The 21,859-nt window shown below is 62.3% G+C and carries 21 protein-coding genes and 1 pseudogene; 11 read left to right on the top strand and 11 right to left on the bottom strand.

The window, feature by feature from the left end; all coding sequences use genetic code 11:
- Positions 1 to 87: 87 nt before the first annotated feature.
- Entirely contained in the window at positions 88 to 1,692 is a 1,605-nt protein-coding gene (locus tag NKI31_RS06120) for an ABC transporter substrate-binding protein (RefSeq protein ID WP_502899099.1), read from the bottom strand.
- A gap of 362 nt (positions 1,693 to 2,054) precedes the next feature.
- Between NKI31_RS06120 and NKI31_RS06115 the strand changes: the two genes are divergently transcribed.
- The gene (locus NKI31_RS06115) at positions 2,055 to 3,245 is read left to right on the top strand and encodes a M24 family metallopeptidase (protein WP_352650839.1); all 1,191 of its coding nucleotides are present in this window, start codon (positions 2,055 to 2,057) and stop codon (positions 3,243 to 3,245) included.
- Between the two features lie 177 nt (positions 3,246 to 3,422).
- Here the strand turns inward: NKI31_RS06115 and NKI31_RS06110 are convergent, their stop codons facing one another.
- Genes NKI31_RS06110 through NKI31_RS06100 form a run of 3 tightly spaced genes read right to left on the bottom strand, consistent with a single transcriptional unit; the run spans position 3,423 to position 5,908 of the window.
- Entirely contained in the window at positions 3,423 to 3,842 is a 420-nt protein-coding gene (locus NKI31_RS06110; RefSeq protein ID WP_352650837.1) for a cupin domain-containing protein, read from the bottom strand.
- Between the two features lie 4 nt (positions 3,843 to 3,846).
- On the bottom strand, positions 3,847 to 4,701 hold the full coding sequence (locus NKI31_RS06105) for a phosphoenolpyruvate hydrolase family protein (protein WP_023747007.1): 855 nt from the start codon (positions 4,699 to 4,701) through the stop codon (positions 3,847 to 3,849).
- Positions 4,702 to 4,714: 13 nt separating this feature from the next.
- Positions 4,715 to 5,908, bottom strand: a complete 1,194-nt coding sequence (locus NKI31_RS06100; protein ID WP_352650834.1) for a Tm-1-like ATP-binding domain-containing protein — start codon at positions 5,906 to 5,908, stop codon at positions 4,715 to 4,717.
- 112 nt (positions 5,909 to 6,020) lie between these two features.
- Between NKI31_RS06100 and NKI31_RS06095 the strand changes: the two genes are divergently transcribed.
- The 7 genes from NKI31_RS06095 to NKI31_RS06065 all read left to right on the top strand — a co-directional run bounded on the left by NKI31_RS06095 (position 6,021) and on the right by NKI31_RS06065 (position 12,719).
- Positions 6,021 to 6,704, top strand: coding sequence for a TetR/AcrR family transcriptional regulator (locus tag NKI31_RS06095; RefSeq protein WP_352510251.1), 684 nt, complete (start codon positions 6,021 to 6,023; stop codon positions 6,702 to 6,704).
- Between the two features lie 360 nt (positions 6,705 to 7,064).
- Entirely contained in the window at positions 7,065 to 8,381 is a 1,317-nt protein-coding gene (locus tag NKI31_RS06090; protein WP_023682996.1) for an ABC transporter substrate-binding protein, read from the top strand.
- A 68-nt stretch (positions 8,382 to 8,449) separates the two neighbouring features.
- Positions 8,450 to 9,355 carry a carbohydrate ABC transporter permease gene (locus NKI31_RS06085; protein WP_023682997.1) on the top strand — a complete coding sequence of 302 codons (906 nt, stop codon included), beginning with the start codon at positions 8,450 to 8,452 and terminating at the stop codon, positions 9,353 to 9,355.
- Between the two features lies 1 nt (position 9,356).
- Positions 9,357 to 10,316: a carbohydrate ABC transporter permease gene (locus tag NKI31_RS06080; protein WP_023682998.1), complete on the top strand. Its 960-nt coding sequence runs from the start codon at positions 9,357 to 9,359 to the stop codon at positions 10,314 to 10,316.
- The gene (locus tag NKI31_RS06075; RefSeq protein WP_023669846.1) at positions 10,313 to 10,534 is read left to right on the top strand and encodes a hypothetical protein; all 222 of its coding nucleotides are present in this window, start codon (positions 10,313 to 10,315) and stop codon (positions 10,532 to 10,534) included. Before NKI31_RS06080 ends, NKI31_RS06075 begins: the two co-directional genes overlap by 4 nt.
- Positions 10,531 to 11,634, top strand: a complete 1,104-nt coding sequence (locus tag NKI31_RS06070) for an ABC transporter ATP-binding protein (RefSeq protein WP_023683000.1) — start codon at positions 10,531 to 10,533, stop codon at positions 11,632 to 11,634. The genes NKI31_RS06075 and NKI31_RS06070 overlap by 4 nt, the downstream gene beginning before the upstream one ends.
- Complete coding sequence (locus NKI31_RS06065) at positions 11,634 to 12,719, top strand: ABC transporter ATP-binding protein (protein WP_023683001.1); 1,086 nt, start codon at positions 11,634 to 11,636, stop codon at positions 12,717 to 12,719. Before NKI31_RS06070 ends, NKI31_RS06065 begins: the two co-directional genes overlap by 1 nt.
- Before the next feature lie 38 nt (positions 12,720 to 12,757).
- On the opposite strand, the gene NKI31_RS06060 is transcribed toward NKI31_RS06065, so the two are convergent.
- Complete coding sequence (locus NKI31_RS06060) at positions 12,758 to 13,336, bottom strand: TetR/AcrR family transcriptional regulator (RefSeq protein ID WP_352624931.1); 579 nt, start codon at positions 13,334 to 13,336, stop codon at positions 12,758 to 12,760.
- Positions 13,337 to 13,429: 93 nt separating this feature from the next.
- Between NKI31_RS06060 and NKI31_RS06055 the strand changes: the two are divergent.
- Positions 13,430 to 14,339 (top strand): annotated as a pseudogene (locus NKI31_RS06055) (SDR family oxidoreductase).
- A 2-nt stretch (positions 14,340 to 14,341) separates the two neighbouring features.
- Here the strand turns inward: NKI31_RS06055 and NKI31_RS06050 are convergent.
- Positions 14,342 to 14,689 carry a GFA family protein gene (locus NKI31_RS06050; RefSeq protein ID WP_023747011.1) on the bottom strand — a complete coding sequence of 116 codons (348 nt, stop codon included), beginning with the start codon at positions 14,687 to 14,689 and terminating at the stop codon, positions 14,342 to 14,344.
- Positions 14,690 to 14,805: 116 nt separating this feature from the next.
- Here NKI31_RS06050 and NKI31_RS06045 point away from each other — a divergent pair, with 116 nt between their 5' ends.
- Positions 14,806 to 16,104, top strand: a complete 1,299-nt coding sequence (locus tag NKI31_RS06045; protein WP_352650828.1) for an amidase — start codon at positions 14,806 to 14,808, stop codon at positions 16,102 to 16,104.
- 3 nt (positions 16,105 to 16,107) lie between these two features.
- Here the strand turns inward: NKI31_RS06045 and NKI31_RS06040 are convergent, their stop codons facing one another.
- The 5 genes from NKI31_RS06040 to NKI31_RS06020 all read right to left on the bottom strand — a co-directional run bounded on the left by NKI31_RS06040 (position 16,108) and on the right by NKI31_RS06020 (position 20,387).
- Complete coding sequence (locus NKI31_RS06040) at positions 16,108 to 16,476, bottom strand: hypothetical protein (RefSeq protein WP_352650826.1); 369 nt, start codon at positions 16,474 to 16,476, stop codon at positions 16,108 to 16,110.
- A gap of 68 nt (positions 16,477 to 16,544) precedes the next feature.
- Positions 16,545 to 17,522 (bottom strand): NAD(P)-dependent oxidoreductase, encoded by a 978-nt coding sequence (locus NKI31_RS06035; protein WP_352624926.1) that lies wholly within the window; start codon positions 17,520 to 17,522, stop codon positions 16,545 to 16,547.
- A 79-nt stretch (positions 17,523 to 17,601) separates the two neighbouring features.
- Positions 17,602 to 18,318, bottom strand: coding sequence for a FadR/GntR family transcriptional regulator (locus tag NKI31_RS06030; protein ID WP_352533968.1), 717 nt, complete (start codon positions 18,316 to 18,318; stop codon positions 17,602 to 17,604).
- A gap of 2 nt (positions 18,319 to 18,320) precedes the next feature.
- Positions 18,321 to 19,490, bottom strand: a complete 1,170-nt coding sequence (locus NKI31_RS06025) for a mandelate racemase/muconate lactonizing enzyme family protein (protein ID WP_023683009.1) — start codon at positions 19,488 to 19,490, stop codon at positions 18,321 to 18,323.
- A 9-nt stretch (positions 19,491 to 19,499) separates the two neighbouring features.
- Positions 19,500 to 20,387 carry a sugar phosphate isomerase/epimerase family protein gene (locus NKI31_RS06020; protein WP_023692016.1) on the bottom strand — a complete coding sequence of 296 codons (888 nt, stop codon included), beginning with the start codon at positions 20,385 to 20,387 and terminating at the stop codon, positions 19,500 to 19,502.
- A 399-nt stretch (positions 20,388 to 20,786) separates the two neighbouring features.
- Between NKI31_RS06020 and NKI31_RS06015 the strand changes: the two genes are divergently transcribed.
- Entirely contained in the window at positions 20,787 to 21,842 is a 1,056-nt protein-coding gene (locus NKI31_RS06015; protein WP_023726430.1) for a sugar phosphate isomerase/epimerase family protein, read from the top strand.
- Positions 21,843 to 21,859 lie beyond the last annotated feature (17 nt).

Raw genomic sequence — 21,859 nt, 5'->3', positions numbered from 1 at the left:
GCAGGACAGAGGGGGGTGTGACGAAACGAGGCCCTACGCCATGCCTTCACACCAATTTCTTTGCGAACTTTCATCCGCGCAAATGTGTCACGATTCCAGATAGGTGTCCGCCCAGTTCGACACCGCCCATCGCGGGTTGTTGGCGATGTTGCCCACGGTATCGCGCGCGACGCTGATGAAGCTCCATTCGGCGACGTTGATCAGCGGCAGGTCCGCCGCGACCTGTTTCTGGAATTCCTTGTAGAGGTCGGTGCGCGCTGACGTATCCAGCGTCTCCGAAGCCTTGGCGATCAGCGCGTCGAGCGCGGCGTTCTTGTAGCCGCCCTGGTTGGAGAACGGCACGCCGTCGGGAATGCCGCTCTGGACCAGGATGGTGGTCGAGATCGCCGGGTCGCCGCGGAACACCGGCGGGCCGACGGCGAGGTCGAAGGCGTGGTCGGTGTAGACGGCCTTGATGTGCGCGGCCGAGTCGTTGTTGACGATCACGGCGTCGATGCCGATTGCCGCCAGCGCCTGGCGCAGATAGTCGCCGAACTGCTTGGTCTCGTTGAAATAGGGTGCCGGCAGGAGTTTCAGCGCAAAACGCTTGCCGTCATCGGCGCGCTTGTACCCCGCGTCGTCGAGCAAGGTGTTGGCCTTGGCGACGTCGAATGGATAGATCGGCACGTCGGCAGTGTAGAATTGCGGATCGTTCTTCGGCACCGGGCCGGTGGCGGTGGCGGCATAGCCGAGGAACACCGTCTTGACGACGAAGTCCTTGTCGATGGCATGCGCGATCGCCTGGCGGACCTTCACGTCGGCCAGTTCCTTGCGGCGATGGTTGATCTCGACGACGAGCTGATAGGTCAGCCCCTCATAGCCCTTGGAGATCACCTTCAGGCCCGGCACCTTGGAGATGCGGTCGAGGTCGGCCAGCGGCACGGCGGAGAAGGCGGCGAGCTGGATCTCTTCCGCCTCGAGCGCCGCTGCAGCCGACGTGCGGTCGGGTAGCACCTGGTAGATGATCTCGTCGAGATACGGCTCGTCCTTGGCCCAGTAATCCGCATTCCTGGTCAGCTTGTAATACTGGCCGGCCTTGTATTCGCCGAACTTGAACGGCCCGGTGCCGATGGGTGCATTGTTGGCCGGGTTTTCCTCGATCTTGCCGACCTCGTAGATGTGCTTCGGAACCACGCTTGACAGCGCCGGCAAGGCGTTGCGGATCAGCTGGAACGGCGTCGGCTTGGCGAATTTGAACACGGCGGTCAGATCGTCAGGGGTGTCGACGCTGGCCAGATCCTTGAACACGGTGCGGCCGAGATTTTGCAGCGGTTTCCAGATCTGCAGCGCCGAGAAGGCGACGTCGGCCGAGGTGAACGGCTTGCCGTCATGCCATTTGACGCCCTCGCGTAGTTTGAACGTCACCGACAGGCCGTCGGCCGCGCCCTCCCAGCTGAGTGCCAGCCGCGGCTGGAGCCCGTCCTTGCCGTCGAAGGAGGCCTCGGCCAGCGTTTCGACGATCTTGCTGGAGATGAAGAAGACGCCGTTGGAGGCGACGATCGCAGGATTGAGATTGCGCGGTTCGGAATCGGCGGCGAGCACCAGCCGCCCGCCCTTCTTCGGCGTCTGCGCCCAGCTGAATGTGGGCATGGCGGTGGAGGCCAGCAGCAAAGCTGAGCCGCCTAGCAGCGTGCGTCTGGAAATATCCGACATGATCAAACTCCGTCCTCTCCGCGACCAGATGGGCGCACCCCTCGGAGCTGGCGGCACCCGCCAGCATCCTCACGGCGATTATGGCCCTTGCCAAGGGTTTCGCCAGAGACGGAATTGGCGCATCCTTGCTTGGCTTTGAAATTTTCGTCCGCTGGACCAGTTTAGAGGTAGCCCTTTCATTCTGATATTCTGGTAGGACCAGATTGCCTAAATGTGCAGCAATGACGACTTGGTGACAGCCTGCCGAACCATCTAACCTGTTTCTGGCTAGACCAGAGTGGACGAAATGGTGCAGATTTGATCGAAGCCAAGGGATTGGACGCAGTACGGCCGGCGATCCCACTGATATCAGGGAGAGAAAGATGAACATTGCCCCGGGCAAGAGCGCCGTCAGCAATATCCCGTTCGACCAGGCGAGGGTCGACCGGCTGATGGAAGAGGCCGGCATCGATGTTCTGCTCGCGACGTCCAAGCACAACACGCAGTATCTGCTCGGCGGCTACAAGTTCATCTTCTTTGCCGCCATGGATGCGATCGGCCATAGCCGTTACCTCCCCGTCGTCGTCTATGAAAAGGGTGGGCCCGATCATGCCGCCTATATCGGCAACCGCATGGAAGGCGCCGAGCATCAGAACAACCCGTTCTGGACGCCGACGCTGCATGCCGCCTGCTGGGGCACGCTCGATGCTGCCAATCTTGCGGTCGAGCACATCAGCAAGATCGGCAAGGCCGGCGCCCGCATCGGCATCGAGCCGGCCTTCCTGCCGTCGGACGCCTATGCGCTGATCCGCAGGGCGTTACCGGATGCCAGGCTGATCGACGCGACCGGCATGCTGGAGAGCATGCGCGCCATCAAGACGGACGCCGAGCTGGAAAAGCTGCGTATTGCCTCCGAGCTGATCACGGATTCCATGCTGGCGACCATCCAGTGGGCGCATGAAGGCACGACCAAGGCGGAGATCATCGAGCATCTGCGGCGCGAAGAAACCAATCGCGGCGCGCATTTCGAATATTGCCTGCTGACGTTGGGCGCCAGCCACAACCGCGCGGCGTCACCGCAGGCTTGGAAAAAGGGCGACGTGCTGTCGATCGATTCCGGCGGCAATTATCACGGCTATATTGGCGACCTCTGCCGCATGGGCATTCTGGGCGAACCGGATGCCGAACTGGAAGATCTGTTGGCCGAGGTCGAGACGGTGCAGCAGGCGGCGTTCTCGAAGGTGAGGGCAGGCACCGTCGGCGGCGATATGATTTCGCATGCCGAGGGCGTGCTGAAGGCCTCCGAGGTCGCGCCCTACACGGATTTCTTCGCCCACGGCATGGGGCTGATCACGCATGAGGCTCCGTTCCTGATGACCAACCATCCGGTGACCTATGAAGGCACCTATGCCGCCAAGCCGCTGGAGACAAACATGGTGCTGTCGGTGGAGACGACCATGCTTCACCCCACGCGGGGGTTCATCAAGTTGGAGGACACGTTGGCGGTGACGGATACGGGATATGTGATGTTTGGGGATCGGGCGCGGGGCTGGAATAGAGGTGGGGCTTTATAGAACGAAGGCCGGCGCCGCCCCTCATCCGCCTGCCGGCACCTTCTCCCCGTAGAACGGGGAGAAGAAGGCAGCTCGGGCGATTGGCGAAATCGCCGATGAAAGCATCTTTCTCCCCGTCACTATACGGGGAGAAATGTCCGGCAAGACAATGAGGGGCGGCGCTACCCCTGGACGAAATCAACATTTCCCCGCCGGGATCAACCTGAAATCCGGCAACTCCCGCAGCACCAGTTCGGGTCCGGCCGGCGAATAGACCACGAAGAGCTGCATCGGCCCATCGCCCGTGTTCAGTGTCGAATGGAAACGGCTTTCCGGCACATAGATGGTGCAGCCGGGGCCGACCTTGGCGACGACCGGATTGCCGTTCTCGTCCTCGACCATCTGCTCGCCATTGCCTGAGATGACGAAGATGATTTCTTCCGCGCCGGGGTGGTTGTGGCGGGTGTGGCCCTTGCCTGAGGGCAGGTCGACGACGCCGCCGGAAAAGCGCTCAGCGCCATTCACTTCAGGCGCGACCGTCAGCGACAGCTTGCCCCAGTCAAAGCCGAAGGCGCTCACGTCCTTCGGGCATACGAATACCTTGCTCTTGTCGGTCATGATCTCATCCCTTCTTTTTCTTCTGGTCGTGCAGCGTGACGGCCTTGAAATCCGCCGTCTGCCTGGCGATCGCGGCTTCAGCCGGCAGCCGTTCCATCGAACTCGCGCCATAAAAGCCATGCAGGCCCTTGCAGCGGTCGAGAATGTATCTCGCGTCGTCCGGCATCGAGATCGGCCCGCCATGGCAAAGCAGGATGACATCCTTGCGCACCGAGCGCGCCGCGTTGGCGATGACGTCGATCTCGACCACGCAGTCGTCGAGCGACTTGGCCGACGTGGCTCCGATCGAGCCGCCGGTCGTCACCCCCATATGGGCAACGACGATGTCGGCGCCGGCTTTTGTCATGGCGCGCGCCTCGTCGGGGTTGAAGACATAGGGCGTGGTCAGAAGATCGAGCTTGTGCGCCTCGGCGATCATGTCGACCTCCAGCCCGAAGCCCATGCCGGTTTCCTCAAAACTCTGGCGCATGCTGCCATCGAACAGGCCGATGGTCGGGAAATTCTGCACGCCGGAAAAGCCCATCGTCTTCAGCTCGGCAAGCAGCAACGGCATGATGACGAAGGGATCGGTGCCGTTGACACCGGCCAGCACCGGCGTCTTCTTGACCACCGGCAGTACCTCGTATGCCATTTCCTTGACGATCTCGTTGGCGTTGCCATAGGCGAGCAGGCCCGCAGCCGAGCCGCGCCCGGCCATGCGATAGCGGCCGGAATTGTAGATGATGATGAGGTCGATGCCGCCGGCTTCCTCGGCCTTGGCCGACAGGCCAGTGCCGGCGCCGCCCCCAACGATGGGCACGCCGTCGGCGATCATCGCCTTGAACTTCTTCAATATGTCCTTGCGCGGTATTGCGGGCATTTGTTGGCTCTCACTATCTGGCGATGTCGAGGAAGGCCGCGGTTGCGGCTTTGGCAAATTCCGGATCGTTGATGTGCAACGGCAGGCGTGAGACCCGGCGCGCGGCGTTCGGCTTGATGGTGCGCTCGACGGCATCGAACAGCACGGCGTCGGCTTCGGGGTCGAAGAAGGCGCCGCCCTCGATGTCGAGTGCCGAGACGCCTTTTTCGGGGATCAGGAAATGCACAGGGCCCTCGCAGCGAGCGAGCCTGGTGCCGATCCACTCGCCTATACCGCGGCATTCGTCCACCGTGGTGCGCATAAGCGTGACGTTGGGATTGTGCTCGTAAAACAGCCGGCCCCTAAACTTCTCGGGAATGGTCGGCGGCGCCCAGAAATTGACCATGTCCAGCGCGCCGACCGAGCCTACATAGGGCAGCTTGGTGCGGGCGATAGCGCCGAAGCGGTCTTCCGTCGCCGGCAGCACGCCGCCGAACAACAGGTCGCAGACTTCCGTCGTGGTGATGTCGATGACGCCGGCGAGCAGGCCCGAGTCTGCGAGCTTCTCCATCGAGCGGCCGCCGGTTCCGGTGGCGTGGAAGACCATGCAGTCATAGTTGGCGCGCAACTGGTCGGCGATGGCGGTCACGCAAGGCGTGGTGACGCCGAACATGGTGAGCCCGAGTGCCGGCTTGCCGGTGGCAGTCGGCGCCGGCTTGGCAGCCATGCCGGCGATCGCTTGCGCCGCGTTGTGCAGCACGACGCGTGACAGCCGGTTCAGTCCCGCCATATCGGTGACCGATGGCATCATGATGATGTCGGAGACGTCGACATAGGGCGCGGTGTCGCCGGAGGCGAGCGTCGAGACCATGATCTTGGGCAGCCCAAGCGGCAGCGCGCGCATGCCGGCAGTGATGATCGACGTGCCGCCGCCGCCGCCAATACCGATCACGCCTGATATGTCGTCGCGCGACCAAATGAAACTGGTGAAGGCGGCGCCCATCCCGGCCACTGCCGTGCCGCGATCATCGATGCCGAGCACGCCACTGGCTCCATCCGGATGATGCGCCGCGACCTCGCTGGCCGGGATATCGACCGGCACGGTGGCGCCGCGCGTTCCGATGTCGACGCGGGCAACCGAACTGCCGGTGACCGCAATAGCATCGGCCAGGAAGGCAAGTTCCTCGCCCTTGGTGTCGGCTGTGCCCACCACGTAGATGCGTTTCATCGCGTTTCTCCCGTCACCGCCGACCCGGCGCTGGACCGCCTGCCGCTCTTTTGCTTGGTCTTCCGAAAGCAAAGCCCATTGCATTTTTTTGAGACGCGCGTATCGTATTGACATGGAAGTCTCACGTCAACAAGCCGCTGGGAGCGACGACGCCAACGAGGCTGCCGAACGCGGCCCACGTGCCCGCACAAAACGGCTGATGCTGAAGACGGCGACGCGGCTGATGCAGGCGGGCGTCACCCCGTCGGTCAGCGAAGTCGCGGAGGCGGCGCAAGTGTCGCGCGCCACCGCCTATCGCTATTTCCCCAGCCAGGCAGCCCTGGTGCAGGCGGTGGTCGACGAGGGGCTTGGGCCGATCCTGACCTGGCAATCGACGTCCACCGATGCCGGGCGCCGCGTTGCCGAATTGTTCGATACCGCCATGCCGCGCATCGAAGCTTTCGAGGCAACTTTCAAGGCAGCGCTGAAACTGTCGCTCGACCAATGGGCGCAGCGGCAGGCGGGCACGCTGGGCGGCGAGCCGCAATTCACGCGCGGACATCGCGTCCAGCTGCTGAAGGATGCCATCGCACCGCTCAAAGGCCGGCTGCCGCCGCGCGAGTTCAAGCGCCTGGCGCAGGCGCTGTCGATGATGTTCGGCGTCGAAGTGCTGATCGTGCTGAAGGATATATGGGGGCTCGATAGCCGCGGCATGCGGTCGGTCGCGCAATGGGCGGCGGGCGCCCTTGTGCGCGCCGCGGTGGCGGAATCGACGGCTGAAATCGATGCGGCCCCGACAGCGGCATTGGCGAAATAGCGCCAATCTGGTTCGACCAGATTTGGATGCCCACTATTGATGTTAACCGGGATGGCAGTGCCGAAACAAGGCTCTCCTATATCAACGAGTAGGAAAATTCAGGGAAAACAGTCGGATACATGAAAAATCCGGTTATACAAGGTCCGGTGGTGATCCAAGAAAGAGCTTGACGGCTATCCAAAATTGGTAATACCAGATCAGGACAGAAAAAGCGGATCAAAAGTGAGAGCTGCGATCCATTTTCCGGCAAAGCGAGGAGGCTTGGAACCGGAAAGGTGCGATCTCGGGAGGAACTACCAGGGCCGGCTTCACCGCCGGCTCTCATGACAAGGTAGAATGCGCACAAGGGAGGAAATCATTATGCGCAAGACAATGACCAGCCTGCTTGCTGGTATCGGCTTAGTACTTGCCTGCGGAACGTCCGTCTACGCGCAGGACAAGGAGCTCACCATCTTTTGGGCGGAATGGGATCCGGCCAACTACCTGCAGGAACTCGGCAACGAGTACGAGAAGGAAACCGGCGTCAAGATCACGGTGGAAACCACGCCCTGGTCCGACTTCCAGACCAAGGCTTTCACCGAGTTCAACGCCCATGGCGACGCCTATGATATGGTCGTCGGCGACTCGCAATGGCTCGGCGCCGGCTCGACCGGCGGCCACTATGTCGACCTGACCGACTTCTTCAACAAGCACAAGCTTGGCGAAGTGATGGCGCCGGCAACGGTGAAATATTACGCCGAGTATCCGGGCGGCAGCAGCAAGTACTGGGCGATCCCGCTCGAAGGCGACGCTGTCGGCTGGTCCTATCGCAAGGACTGGTTCGAGGACCCGAAGGAAAAGGAAGCCTTCAAGGCCAAATACGGCTACGATCTCGACGTGCCGAAGGATTTCAAGGCGCTGCGCGACATCGCGGAGTTCTTCTATCGGCCGGATCAGAAGCGATACGGCATCGCCATCTACACCGACAATTCCTATGACGCGATGGCGATGGGCTTCGAAAACGCGCTGTTCTCCTTCGGCGGCGAACTGGGTGACTACAAGACCTACAAGGTCGACGGTTTCATCAACTCCGACAAGGCAATCGCCGCACTCGACGCCTACAAGGAACTCTACACGTTCACGCCTCCGGGCTGGGCCAAGTCGTTCTTCGTCGAGGACAACCAGGCGATCACCGAAAACCTGGCCGCGATGAGCATGAACTACTTCGCGTTCTTCCCCTCGCTGATCAACGAGGCGTCGAACCCGAACGCCAAGAACACCGGCTTCTTCGCCAATCCTCCAGGCCCGAACGGCGATCAGTTCGCCGCACTCGGCGGTCAGGGCATCTCCATCGTCTCCTACTCCAAGAAGCAGGAAGAGGCGACGAAGTTCCTTGAATGGTTCATCAAGGACGAGACCCAGAAGAAGTGGGCGGCGCTCGGCGGCTACACCTGCAGCGCCGCCGTGCTCAAGTCGGACGAATTCCAGAACGCCACGCCGTACAACAAGGCCTTCTACGAGACCATGTTCAAGGTGAAGGACTTCTGGGCGGTGCCGGAATATGCCGAGCTGCTGCAGCAGCTCAACCAGCGCGTCTATCCCTACATGATCGGCGGCGAAGGCACCGCCAAGGAAACGCTGGACGCGCTCGCAGGCGACTGGAACGCGACGTTCAAGAAATACGGCCGCGGCCAATAAGCAGCTTTTCTCGCGGAGGAGGCATCCGTGCCTCCTCCGTTCTTTTTTTCCGAAACGGGAGCAGGGTCTTGGCGACCACGATGATCACCACGCTGGACACTTCCTCGCGGGCCGCTGCACGCGGCTTGAGCGACATGTCGATCCGCAACCTCTTCATAATCCCGACGATCCTGTTCCTGATCGTCTTCAATATTTTCCCACTGATCTATTCGCTGGGCTATTCCTTCACCGATTTCCGCGCGTCGACCAACGCGCCGGCGAATTTCGTCGGGCTGCAGAATTATCGCGATCTGCTCAACGATCCCTATGTCTGGTCCAACTTCGCCATCACCGCGAAGTACGTCATCATCTCGGTCGCGGGTCAGCTGCTCGTCGGCTTCGGCGTGGCCATGCTGCTCAACCGGGATATTCCCCTCAAGGGTCTCATCACAACGCTGCTGCTGCTGCCGATGATGCTGTCGATGGCCGTCGTCGGTCTGTTCTGGAAACTGCTCTATGATCCGTCATGGGGGGTCATCAACTATGCGCTTGGCCTCGGCAATTTCGAGTGGCTGGCCGATCCCAAGATGGCGCTCTATGCGGTTGCGCTGACCGACATCTGGATGTGGTCGCCCTTCGTCATGCTGTTGTCGCTGGCCGGCCTTTCGGCGGTGCCGAAGCATCTCTACGAAGCAGCGGCGATCGACCGCGCCGGACCGTTCTACACCTTCTTCCGCATCACGCTGCCGCTGGTCGCGCCGATCCTGATGATCGCGGTCATCTTCCGCACCATGGAAGCGTTCAAGACCTTCGACCTCGCCTATATCCTGACCAGCCAGCCGACGGCCGAGCTGATCTCTATCCGGCTGTACAAGATGGCGTTCCAGGAATGGCAGACCGGGCGCTCCTGCGCGCTCGCCTACATCGTGCTGATCATGGTGCTGGCCATCACCAACATCTACGTCAAGTACCTCAACAAGGTGAAGGAGCGCTGAGATGGCCGCCGTCCGCACTTCTTCCGAAATAGGCTTCAATCGCGTCGCCATCGTCGCCGTCCTTTTGGTGACGATCATCTTCCTGGCGCCGATCTACTGGATCGCCTCGACGGCGTTCAAGCCGCGCAATCTTGCCACGACCATCCCGCCGACGGTGGTGTTCCAGCCCGAGATATCGCCGTTCGTCAAGCTGTTCACCAAGCGCTCGCAGATGCGCAACCCGCCGTCCCCGGAAGAGTATGCGGCGGCACCCTGGTGGGAACGTGTCGTGTTTGACGGCGGTGAAAAGATCGTGCGCGACGGCAAGGGCCAGGTGCAATGGTCCGGCTATCCGAGCCGCTTCATGAACTCGCTGATCATCGCCATCACCTCGACGGTGCTGGCTGTCGGCATGGGTACCTTCACCGCCTACGGCTTCTCGCGCTTCAAGGTGAAGGGGGAGGCGGATCTGCTCTTCTTCATCCTGTCGACGCGCATGCTGCCGCCGGTGGTGGTCGCGATCCCGATGTTCCTGATGTACCGGGCCGTCGGCCTCAACGATTCCCATATCGGGCTGATCATCCTTTATACCGCCTTCAACCTGTCCTTTTCGGTGTGGCTGATGAAGGGGTTCATGGACGAGATCCCGAAGGAGTATGAAGAGGCAGCGCTGGTCGACGGCTACACCCGCATGGAAGCCTTCTTCAAGATCGTGCTGCCGGAGGCCGCCACCGGCATCGCCGCGACCGCGGTTTTCTGCTTCATCACGGCGTGGAACGAGTATGCCTTCGCGCTGATCATGACCAACCGCCGCGCCCAGACGGCGCCGCCCTTCATCCCCAGCCAGGTCGGCGCCGGCCTGCCCGACTGGACGGTGATCGCCGCCGGAACCTTCCTGTTCCTGCTGCCGGTCGCAATCTTCACCTTCCTGCTCCGCAACCATTTGCTGCGCGGCATGTCCTTCGGAGCGATCCGCAAATGAGCTTTCGAGCCATCAACCAGAAATATCTCGAACCGGGGTCTCAGGTGCTGATGGTCCTCGGCATCATCGCGCTTTGCCAGCCGTGGAACCTGCTGCTGCACAGCTATGGCGTGACCATCATCCTGATCGGCTTGATCGGCTTCAACATCACCTCGAAGATCGCGCCGGCGGAGAAGGCCGGTACCGGCCAGGTGCGCAATCCGGGAGCAGAGCATTGACCCAGATTGAGCTTCGCGGCGTCCAGAAATTCTTCGGTGCGGTCCAGGTCATCAAGGACCTCAACCTCAAGATCGACGACAACGAGTTCATCGTGCTGCTCGGTCAGTCGGGTTGCGGCAAGACGACGACATTGAGGGCGGTTGCCGGGCTGGAGACGATCGACGGCGGTGACATCCTCATCGACGGCAAGCCGGTGCAACACCTCAAGGCCGCCGACCGCGACATCGCCATGGTGTTCCAGTCGTTCTCGCTCTACCCGCATATGAGCGTCTATGAGAACATTGCTTTTCCCTTGCGCGCGACGCGCAAGAGCAAGGCCGAGATCGATAGCGAGGTGCGCTCGGTCGCCAAGACGCTGCAGATCACGGAACTGCTGGCCAAGAAGCCGTCGGCGCTGTCGGGCGGCGACATGCAGCGTGTGGCCATCGGCCGGGCTCTGGTGCGGCGGCCGAAGGCGATGCTGATGGACGAGCCGATCGGCGCCCTCGACGCCAAGCTGCGCGAAGAGATGCGGGCCGAGATCAAGCGGCTGCACATCAAACAGGGCTCGACCACCATCTATGTCACGCACGACCAGATCGAGGCGATGAGCCTCGCCGACCGCATCGTGATCATGCATGAGGGCGTGCTGCAGCAGGTCGGTTCGCCCGACGAGGTCTATTCGCATCCGGCCAATCTGTTCGTGGCGCAGTTCGTCGGCAGCCCGGTGATGAACGTCGCCGATGCGGCGATCGCCGAGACCGCATCGGCGGCCTCGGTCACCGTCGGTGGCGCTGCCGCCGGCTTCGAATTTCCGCGCACGCTTTTGTCCAAGCTCAACGGCCATGCCGGCGGCCAGCTGGCGCTCGGCATCCGGCCCGAAGGCGTGCTGGTGCGCCATGAAGCGGCGGAGGGTTTCTTGCCGGTCGAGACACAGATCGTCGAGCCGCTCGGCTCGTTCGACATTGTCGATCTCAAGGTCGGCTCCAAGATGCTGCGCGCGCGCACCAAGAGCGGCTTCGTCGGCGGCCCGGGCGAAAAGGTCTTCGCCAGGATCGATCCGACGCAAGCACATTTCTTCGACACGGCAAGCGGCAAGTCGCTTGAGGTGAGGCTCTGATGGCTCATATCCAGCTCAAGAATATTTCCAAGAGCTTCGGCAACCACACCGCACTGGCCGGGCTCGATCTCGAGATCGCCGATGGCGAGTTCTTCGTGCTGCTCGGCGAGACCGGCGCCGGCAAGACGACGACGCTGCGCATGATCGCGGGTCTGGAAAAGCCGACCGAGGGTCAGGTGTTCATCGACGGCGTCGACGTCGCCGACTGGGGTGCGGCCGAGCGCGACGTGGCGCTCGTGCTGCAGCAATATTCGCTCTATCCGCGCTATACGGTCCGCGAAAATCTCGAATTTCCCCTGAAGCCGAAGATACGTCGGCTGCCGGATGCCGAGATCAAGGACCGTGTTGCGCGGGCGGCCAAGACACTGCGGATCGAGCATCTGCTCGACCGCAAGACTGACCGCCTTTCAGGCGGCGAAATGCAGCGCGTCTCGATCGGGCGCGCCATCGTGCGCAAGCCGCGCGTGTTCCTGATGGACGAACCGCTGTCGGCGCTCGACGCCAAACTGCGCGAGGCGCTGCGCACGGAACTGAAGAACCTGCAGATCCAGCTTGGCGCCACCTTCCTGTTCGTCACCCACGACCAGATCGAGGCGATGTCGATGGGCGACAAGGTGGGCGTGCTCAACCATGGCCGCATCATCCAGACCGGCACGCCGCACGAGATCTATAACAATCCGCGCGATACCTATGTGGCCAGCTTCGTCGGCTCGCCGCCGATGAACCTGATCGATGGCAAGCTGGTCAACGGCCGCGCGGTGATGGCGCCGCTGAATTTCGAACTGCCTTTCTCTGGGGGTGCCAAGGCGGGCGGTGCGACCGACGGTCGCCCGCTCGTCTTCGGTATTCGACCTGAGGATGTGTATCTTGAAAGCGGTGCGCCGGTCGAGGCACGCGTCCACGATGTCGAGAACCATGGCGTGGAAAAGATCCTGACTCTGCGGGTCGGCGACACGACGCTGCGCGCCACGGTGCCGGCCAGAACCGATGTCCAGATCGAGCAGCCGGTGCGCTTTGCCTGGAATCAGGACAAGGTGGTGCTGTTCGACAAGGGCAGCGGCGTGAGCTTGCGGCACGCCAGCTAATTTAGACTACATCCACTCCCAGCTTGCGCAGCGGCCCATCACGGTTTTCGGGCCGCTGTCTTGGTGATGGCTGCAACGAAGCACTTGAGGCTTTCCTCGACATAGGTGGCCACCTCGATCGTCGGGTCAAAACTCCACCACAGCAGTGAGCCCTGCCAATGCGATGCCATCAGCAGGCCGATGTCGCGCGGGGTGTCGGGCGTTCCGGCGAAGCAAGCCGCAAGGGCCTCGCTCAGGAACGCTTTCCAGGCGGCGCCCCGCGCCCTGAGCACGGGGTCGCGCAGATCCTCGCGCAGCACGAGCAGGCCTTCGGCATAGGCTTCGATGCCGCCATAGCCCTGCGATAGTCCCACCAGAAGCTCGATGGCGCCTGCCGGGGTTTTGGCAACCGTGGCCGTCAGCATCCTGGTCTTGTCGTCGAGACCGCCCCAGGCACAGAGCAAGGTGCGCTGCTTCAGCTGCGCCTTGTTTCCAAAGCGCTGCACCAGTGTCGCGCCCGAGAGGCCGCAGGCCTTTGCCAGCCGCTCAAAGGTGAGCGCCTCGGGGCCTTGATCGTGAATCAATCTCAGCGCGGCTTCCAGCACCTGCTCGTCGGATTGCGTTTTTGGTCGAGTCATCTTGACATCCAGATATAACCGAATGATCATTTATATCTGATGTGAGCGGCGAAGGCCAGCTGGATTAATCATTGTTTCGTTTGGGAGCGTACCATGACATTGCAGGGAAAAGTCGCTTTGGTCGCCGGCGCCACGCGTGGCGCAGGGCGGGGAATCGCGGTTGAGCTCGGTGCCGCCGGCGCCACCGTCTATGTCACGGGGCGCACCACACGCAGCCAGCAATCCGACTATGCCCGGCCCGAAACCATCGAGGAGACGGCGGAGCTGGTTTCTTCGCATGGGCGGCAAGGGCATTGCCGTGCAAGTCGATCATATGGTGACTGATGATGTGCGCAGTCTGGTCGAGCGCATCCGGGCCGAACAGGGTCGGCTCGACATTCTGGTCAACGATGTCTGGGGCGGCGAAAAGCTGTTCGAGTGGAATAAGCCGGTCTGGGACCACAATCTGGAAAACGGCCTGCGCCTGTTGCGGCTCGGCATCGACACGCATCTGATCACCGCGCATCATGCGCTGCCGCTGATGATCGAGCGGCCGGGCGGGCTGCTGGTCGAGGTCACTGACGGCACCGCCGAGTACAATGCCGATCACTATCGGCTGTCGCCATTCTACGATCTCGCCAAGGTCGCGGTGAACCGCATGGCATGGGCACACGCCAAAGATCTTGCTGCGCATGGCGCCACCTCGGTGTCGCTGACGCCCGGCTGGCTTCGTTCCGAAATGATGCTGGAGGCGTTTGGCGTCACTGAAGACAATTGGCGCGACGCCACCGCCAACGTGCCGCATTTCGTCATTTCCGAATCGCCGCGCTTTGTCGGCCGCGCGGTTGCGTCGCTTGCGGCGGATCCGGATCGTGCGCGCTGGAACGGCCAGTCGCTGTCCAGCGGTGGGTTGGCGCAGATTTATGGTTTTACCGATCTCGACGGCTCACGCCCGGACGCCTGGCGCTATGTTCCGGAGGTACAGGACGCCGGCAAACCTGCCGATGCCGCGGGTTACCGGTAAGCTTAGACCGAGCGGCCATCGAAGTCGAAAATCGACAGACCGGCAGCATCAATATCCGCAACGCAGTTAAGGTTGACGTAGGCGCTGCGTTCGTTGCCCTGACTGACATCCTCGGCGAAGGGATGGATGCCGCAGGTCCGGCAGAAGCGATGCGCCAATACGTGATTGTTGAACGTATAGGTGCCGAGATCATCGCCCCATGCGAGCACCTTCAGGCTGTCATGCGGGATGGCGCATAACAGCACGCCCTTGCGCCTGCACATCGAACAATTGCACCGCACGGCGCCGGTCAGTTCGGCTTTGAATTCGAACGCTACCTTGCCGCAGTGGCAGCTGCCTTTGTACAGCATCAGTCTCTTCCTATCGCTTGCAGGTGCAAAGGCACGCTGTCCGGGTTATTCCTTCCGCCGACCTAGCGGGCCATATGCCTTAAAGACGCTCCACCTTGACGGAATCCGACATCGACATGCAATCAATCCGCGATCGTCTCGAGATCATCCTGTCACGTCTTGCCAATTGCGCGGCAGGCGAGAAGGTGTTCACCAAACTCTATGCCGAGGCGGCGCGCGCAGCGGCCGAGGCCACCGATGCGCGCAAGAAGGCCGGCGTATCGCTCGGGCCGCTCGACGGCGCCATCATCTCGATCAAGGATCTGTTCGATGTCGCCGGTGAATCGACCACGGCCGGTTCGCTGATGTTGAGGGACACCGCGCCCCGTCGGCACGACGCTGCGGTCGTCAACCGTCTGCGCCAGGCCGGCGCCGTCATCATCGGCAAGACCAACATGACCGAATTCGCCTTCACCGCCATCGGCGACAACATGCACTACGGCACACCGGGCAATGCCGCCGACACCAGCCGCATTCCGGGCGGTTCGTCGTCGGGCGCCGCCGTGTCCGTTGGCGAGGGGACGAGCGACATTTCCATCGGCTCCGACACCGGCGGTTCGGTGCGCATCCCGGCATCGCTGAACGGCGTCGTCGGTTTCAAGCCGACGGCGCGGCGCGTGCCGCTGACTGGTGCCTATCCCCTTTCTGCGACGCTGGATTCGATCGGGCCGCTGGCGCTGAGTGTTGCTGCGTGTGCCCTGGCTGACGCCGCGATGACGGGCGAGCAGATGCCGCAACTGCACCTGCCGTTAGCGCTTGCCGGGCTTCGTGTCGGCATTCCGCGCGGCCTGCTTTTCGAAGACACGGAAACGGAGATTGCCGCCGCGTTCGATCGCAGCCTTGCCGGGATCGAGCAGGCAGGCGCGTGGCTCACGGACATTTCGATCGACGACCTCATTGCCGATCTGCGCCTGGCCACCAAACGCGGCTCGATCGCGGCCATGGAAGGTGCTGAAATCCATGCCGACTGGCTGGCGACGGGCGCATCGGTGCCGGTCGATCCCCATGTCAGCGGGCCGCTGTCGCGGGCGGCGGCCATACCGACGCCGGTTTATATCAGGGCAATGCGTCGTCGCGCGGCACTGTGCATAGCCATGGACGAGCGGTTGGGTTCGGTCGATGTGCTGGCTCTGCCGACCACGCCGGTGACAGCGCCGACTATCGTTTCGATGGCCGAGGATACGGCTCTGCGTGAACGCACGGAAGGTCTGCTGCTGCGCAACACCCAGGTCGCCAACCAGTTCGACCTCTGCGCGATCTCACTGCCGATGCCCGGCATGACGCTGCCGGCCGGGCTGATGCTGGTGGCGCGCAATGGCCATGACCACCATTTGCTGCGCATCGCGGCTGAAGTCGAAGGGCTGCTTGGTCGGTGATAGTCAGCGCGACGAGCAGTGCTTGCGTTCGCTGTCCTTGGCGGTGCGCAGGATGCCCGTCGCGACCAATGTTGGCACGTCGTGCTGCTTGCCGTTGAAGCTGTGTGGCCGGTTCTCGATTGTTCCTGTGACAACGAGCTTGCCGGCATAGAGCTTGTCGGAAAGGTCAAGCGCCTTGTCCTGCTGCGGCAAGCCGTCGATGTCGACCCACACACCCTTGACGACCTTTCCGGTGGCGAGGTCGAGCGCGCTGGTAGAAGGGCAGGGCGCCATCACGCAGCGCAGGCCGTTGTCGCAAGGCACGTAGCTGCTTTCGGCCTGAGCCTCGGGTGGCGGCACGCTTGTACCGGCAATCAGAAGAAGAACTCTCACGACGCTCTTGACCATGTCGGCGAAGGTCGACGGCAAATCCGCGAAAATTGAGGCGGCTCGCAGAAACGTCAGTCGGCAGGAAACCGTCTGCGGTAATGCTCGACCACGTCGGGATTGCGCAGATTGACAGGCAGCCGGTTGGCCAGCACCAGCAAGGTCTCGCCGGCAGCACCCACCCCCATGCGCATCATCGATTGCTCGGTGATCCCCGCCATATGCGGGGTGACGATGACATTGTCGAAACCGAAATAGGGATGGTTTGCCGGCAGCGGCTGCGTGGCAAAGACGTCGAGTGCGGCGCCGCCGATGCGGTCCTTGCGCAAGGCCTCGATCAGCGCCTCGTCATCGATCACCGGTCCGCGCGAAATGTTGACCAAAAGCGCGTGCGGCTTCATGCGGGCAATGCGTTCGCGGCTGATCAGGCCGCGCGTTTCCGGCGTCAGCGGGCAGCAGAGCACGATGATGTCGCTCTGTTCGATCAGCGCATCGATCGACAGGAAGCCGATCCTGTCGGGTGCCGGCTGCATGCTGCGGGTCGTCGCCACGACGTCGAGGCCAAAGCCGTGCGCGGCGATATGGGCGACCGCCTGACCGATGGCGCCGAAGCCGATGATGCCGATGGTCTTGCCGGCAAGCTCGCTGGCATGGCTGGCGTGGTCGCGGCCGGCATTCCAGCCCTTGGCGCGCAAGTCGCGGTCGACCGAACGGAAGCGCCGAAGCAGGGCAAGGGCCGCGAACATCACATATTCAGCGACCGAACGCGCATTGACCGCCGGCACGTTGGCGACCAGCACGCCGGCCGCGGCCGCGGCCTCCATGGGCACCATGTCGAGCCCGGCGCCGTGGCGGACCGCGGCTCTGAGTTTCGTGGCGTTTTCGAACAGCGACGGCGGCAGCGGTGCGCGAACGATGATGACGTCGGCATGCTTCGCCTCGGCGGTCAGCGTTGCCGCATCGAGCGCTGAGGCGACGACGAGTTCACCGGCGCCCGCCAGCATTGCGGAGGCACGCGGATGCAGCGTGTGCGTCGACAGGATTCTGGGCATGGGGCTCTCGTGTTTGTCGCAAGGGAAAGCGCTGCGCGCTTTCCCGGGAAAACCGTTTCACACTTTTCCTGGAATTGCTCTAGGCTTTCTCAAATGCCAGGCTTTGCGCTTGCGCCTCGCGGCCCTCGATGATCCCCTTCCAGTAGCTTTCCGCGCCTTGCAGGTGGGCGCTCATCAGCGCCTGGGCGAGATTGCCGTCGCGACGCAGCAGCGCCTCGTAGATCTGGATATGCTCGGCATGCGAGCGCACTGAGCGCTCGGGATCGTTGAAGTAGATCGGCAGCCGCTGCTCGCCCATCAGGTAATAGACGCTGCAGATATTGTGGAAGACGCCGTTCTTGGTCGCCCGCACGATTTCGAGGTGGAATTCGCGGTCTTCCTTGGCGAGGCCTTCGCCGGCGGCGATGCACTCCTCCGAGGCTTTCAGGATCTCCCGCAGGCGTTCGAAATTCTCTTCAGTGGCGCGGGAACAGGCAAGTTCGGCGGCCTTTATCTCGTGGATCTTGCGCAGTTCGACGGTCTCGTAGATTTGCACCGGGTCGAGCGGCAGGCCGGCACGGGCAAACAGCGCCAGCGCCTCGACACTGGCCTGCCTGGTGTCGACATAGATGCCGGATTTGGCGCGGCGCTCGACGATGCGCATGGCCTCCAGAATGGCCAGCGCCTCGCGGATCTGGCCGCGACTGACGACGAAATGCTCCGCCAGTTCGCGCTCCGAAGGCGTGCGGCCGGTCTCCTTGTCCGAATGGGCGAAGAGATAGGCGGCGAGCTCGGCGAGAAGGTTCTTTTCTTTCATCGTCAACCGCGTTGCGCGTGCGCCTCCAGGAACCGCTCCGAAATGGTGAATCCCAGACCCGGCTTTTCAGGGATCGCTATCATACCGTCCCTTGCTTCGACAGTCTCTTCGATAAGATCGTGGATCATCGGGTTGGCGCCGAGCGAATATTCGACGGTAAAACTGGCAGGCGAGGCCGCACAAACATGCAGGCCGGCGAAGAAGCATGGCGCGCCGGCCCACAGATGCGGGGCAAAGCGCAGATTGAAGGCACTGGCGATGGTGCCGATCTTCATCGCCTCGCTGATACCGCCGCAAAAGGCCGGATCCGGCTGGAAGATGTCGGCGGATTTCAGCACCGCGAGATCGCGGAAGGCGTAGCGCGTCGCTTCGCTTTCGCCGGTGGCGATCGGGATCGAACCCGAGGCGCGCACCTCGGCCATACCAGCCTTGTCGTCGGCGATAACAGGCTCCTCGAACCAGGCGAGGTCGAGATCGCTGGCCAGGCTGATGAAGCGCTTGGCCTCGGCCACCGTATAGGTGCCGTGCGCGTCGACCATCAACTCGACGTCAGGACCGAGCGCCTGCCGTGCGGCGCGGACGCGGGCGGCGGAAATGTGCGGGGCGCCGTCCATGGCGCCGACGCGCATCTTCAGCGCCTTGAAGCCGCCTTTGGCGATGTAGGATTTGAGCTGCTCGCCGATAGCGTCGGCGGCAGCCCAGCCGCCGGAGGCGTAGGCCGGCATGCGGTCGAGCTTGCGGCCGCCGATGAGCCGCCACACCGGCTGTCCCAACGACTTGCCCAGAATATCCCAGAGCGCGATATCGACGGCGCTGATTGCCGCAATGCTCATGCCGCGCCGCGCCAGCTGCGGCATGGCATGGCCGGCGCGCGCGGCACTGTCATGGCGCACGCCGTTGTAGAGCATCTCCCAGATCATGCCGATGTCGGCGGGGTCGCGGCCGATCAGCTGCGGCCCGACCTCGTGATTCAGCATGTAGACCAGCGCACCATAGCTGCCGGCGCTGCCGGCGGCGTTCTTGCCCTCGCCCCAGCCGATCAGCCCGTCGTCAGTCTCAATGCGCAGGATGGCGGCGTCGAACGTCGTCACCTGGCCAAAGTCGCTGCGATGCTGCTTCGCGGCCTCAATCGGCACGCGGACCCACCACGCCTGGACCGTTTTGATGCGCATCCCGATCGGCTACTTGATTAGCGGCAGCAGCGTTTCGGCCGTGATGCGCATCTGGTCGGTGTAGAATTTCTCCGTCAGCACGCTGGAGCCGTGATCCTGGATGAACTTCAGCTGTTCGGGAGAAATGTCGACCGGATTGCGCTCGACCATGTCGGGATAGGGCGCGGCGGGTGTGCGGTCGACTGGCGCGACAAATTCGTTCGTCAGCGCGCCGTCATAGCCGACTTCCTTCAGCGTCTGCACGATCCGTGGCCAATCAATCTGGCCAAGGCCGGCGGCAAAGCGGTTGTTGTCGGCGACGTGGAAGTCGAACAGCCGTTTGCCGACCTGACGGATCGCGTCATGGACGTTAAATTCTTCCATATGGATGTGATAGGCGTCGAGGCAGACGCCGCATTCGGGGCTGACCGCATCGGCCAGGGCCAACGCCTGCGCGCCGCGGTTGAACAGATAGGTCTCGAAGCGGTTGAGCGGCTCGACCGCGATCTTGACGCCGACCTTCTTGGCATGGGTGAAGCATTCGCGGGTGGCGTCGACCACCCACTTCCATTCCTCTTCCTCGGTGCCGTCCGGTACCACTTTGCCGACGGTCGCGGGCACCAGCGTTATGATCTCGCCATCAAGTTCGCTGACCATGGTCAGCACGTCCTTGACGTACTGCACCGAGCGTTCGCGCTGGCCCTGGTCCCTGGCGGCAAGGTTGCGTTCGCCCAGCATCAGCGTCACCGACCCCCAGCAGCGGATGCCGTATTCTTTCAGCAGCGCGCGGGTCTCCTTGGTCTTGTATTGCTCGGGCTCGCCGGAAATCTCGATCGACTCGTAGCCGAATTTCTTGATGCGCTTCAGCGTCACCTCCAACGGTTCCGCGCGCATCCAGTTGTGCGTCGAAAGATGCATGGTCTATCCTTCCCAGAATTCGTCTGTGCCAGTTCGCCTGCGACGCGCCCCACAAGGCGCGTCGCGTGTTTCCTCCCCAAGGCGCTCCAGCGTTTTTGCGCAACTGGTTCGACCAATTGGGCCCTAATGGAGGTCTACAGCAATTTTTGTCGCGCGGCAAGAACCGCCGCCATGCGATATCGACATCTGTGTACCGTATTGATTATGCTGGTATATATCGCCAAAAATGGAATGCCCTGGCAGCTTTGCGCGTGAGTCAAATGGCTTGACCCATTTTCGGTATTTGGTAATACCAGAATGCCGATACGAGAATGCACATCACGAGAGACCAAAGAGGCTGGCCCTGCTTTCATCAGACGCTATGCCTGGTCCTTGGAAAAATGAATTGGGAGGATGCCGATGCCGTCGACAATGAAGGGTCCGGGGCTGTTTCTGGCGCAGTTCGCGGGGGATACCGCGCCGTTCAATTCGCTGGCCTCGATCACCAAATGGGCGGCCGGTCTCGGTTACAAGGGCGTGCAGATCCCGACCTGGGATGCACGCCTGTTCGACCTCAAGAAGGCGGCATCTTCCAAGACCTATTGCGACGAGGTGAAAGGCATCTGCGCGGATGCCGGCGTCGAGATCACCGAACTGTCGACGCATCTTCAAGGGCAGCTGGTGGCGGTGCACCCGGCCTATGATGCCCAGTTCGACGGCTTTGCACCGCCTGCGGTGCACAACAACCCCAAGGCCAGGCAGAAATGGGCGGTCGAACAGATGGAGTTCGGCGCCAAGGCCTCGAAGAATCTTGGCCTGAAAGCCTCGGTGACGTTTTCCGGCGCCCTAGCTTTCCCGTACCTCTATCCCTGGCCACAGCGGCCGGCCGGGCTGATCGAGGAGGCCTTCGCCGAGCTCGGCACACGCTGGAAGCCGATCCTGGACGTCTATGACGAAAACGGCGTCGATGTCGGCTACGAGATCCATCCTGGCGAGGACATCTTCGACGGCGCAACCTTCGAGATGTTCCTAGATGCGGTTGGCGGTCACAAGCGCTGCAACATCAACTACGACCCGTCGCATTTCCTTTTGCAGCAGCTCGACTATCTCGAATTCATCGACATCTATCACGAGCGGATAAAGGCCTTCCATGCCAAGGATGCCGAGTTCAATCCGACGGGGCGGCAAGGCGTCTATTCCGGCTATCAGAGCTGGACCAATCGCGCGGGGCGATTCCGTTCGCTTGGCGACGGGCAGGTCGATTTCGGCGGCATCTTCTCCAAGCTTACCCAGTATGGCTACGATTCCTGGGCGGTGCTGGAGTGGGAGTGTTGCCTCAAGCATCCGGAGGACGGCGCGGCCGAAGGCGCGCCCTTCATCCAGCACCACATTATCCGGGTGACGGAAAAGGCCTTTGATGATTTCGCCGGCGGCACCACCGACAAGAAGATGCTGCGCGCCATGATGGGTATTTGACACAAGCAGGAGAAAGA

The sequence above is a fragment of the Mesorhizobium sp. M0659 genome (genome assembly GCF_040320605.1).
Taxonomy (GTDB): Bacteria; Pseudomonadota; Alphaproteobacteria; order Rhizobiales; family Rhizobiaceae; genus Mesorhizobium.
Note: the sequence above shows the minus strand (reverse complement) of the source record. Positions and strands in the feature narration are given on the sequence as shown.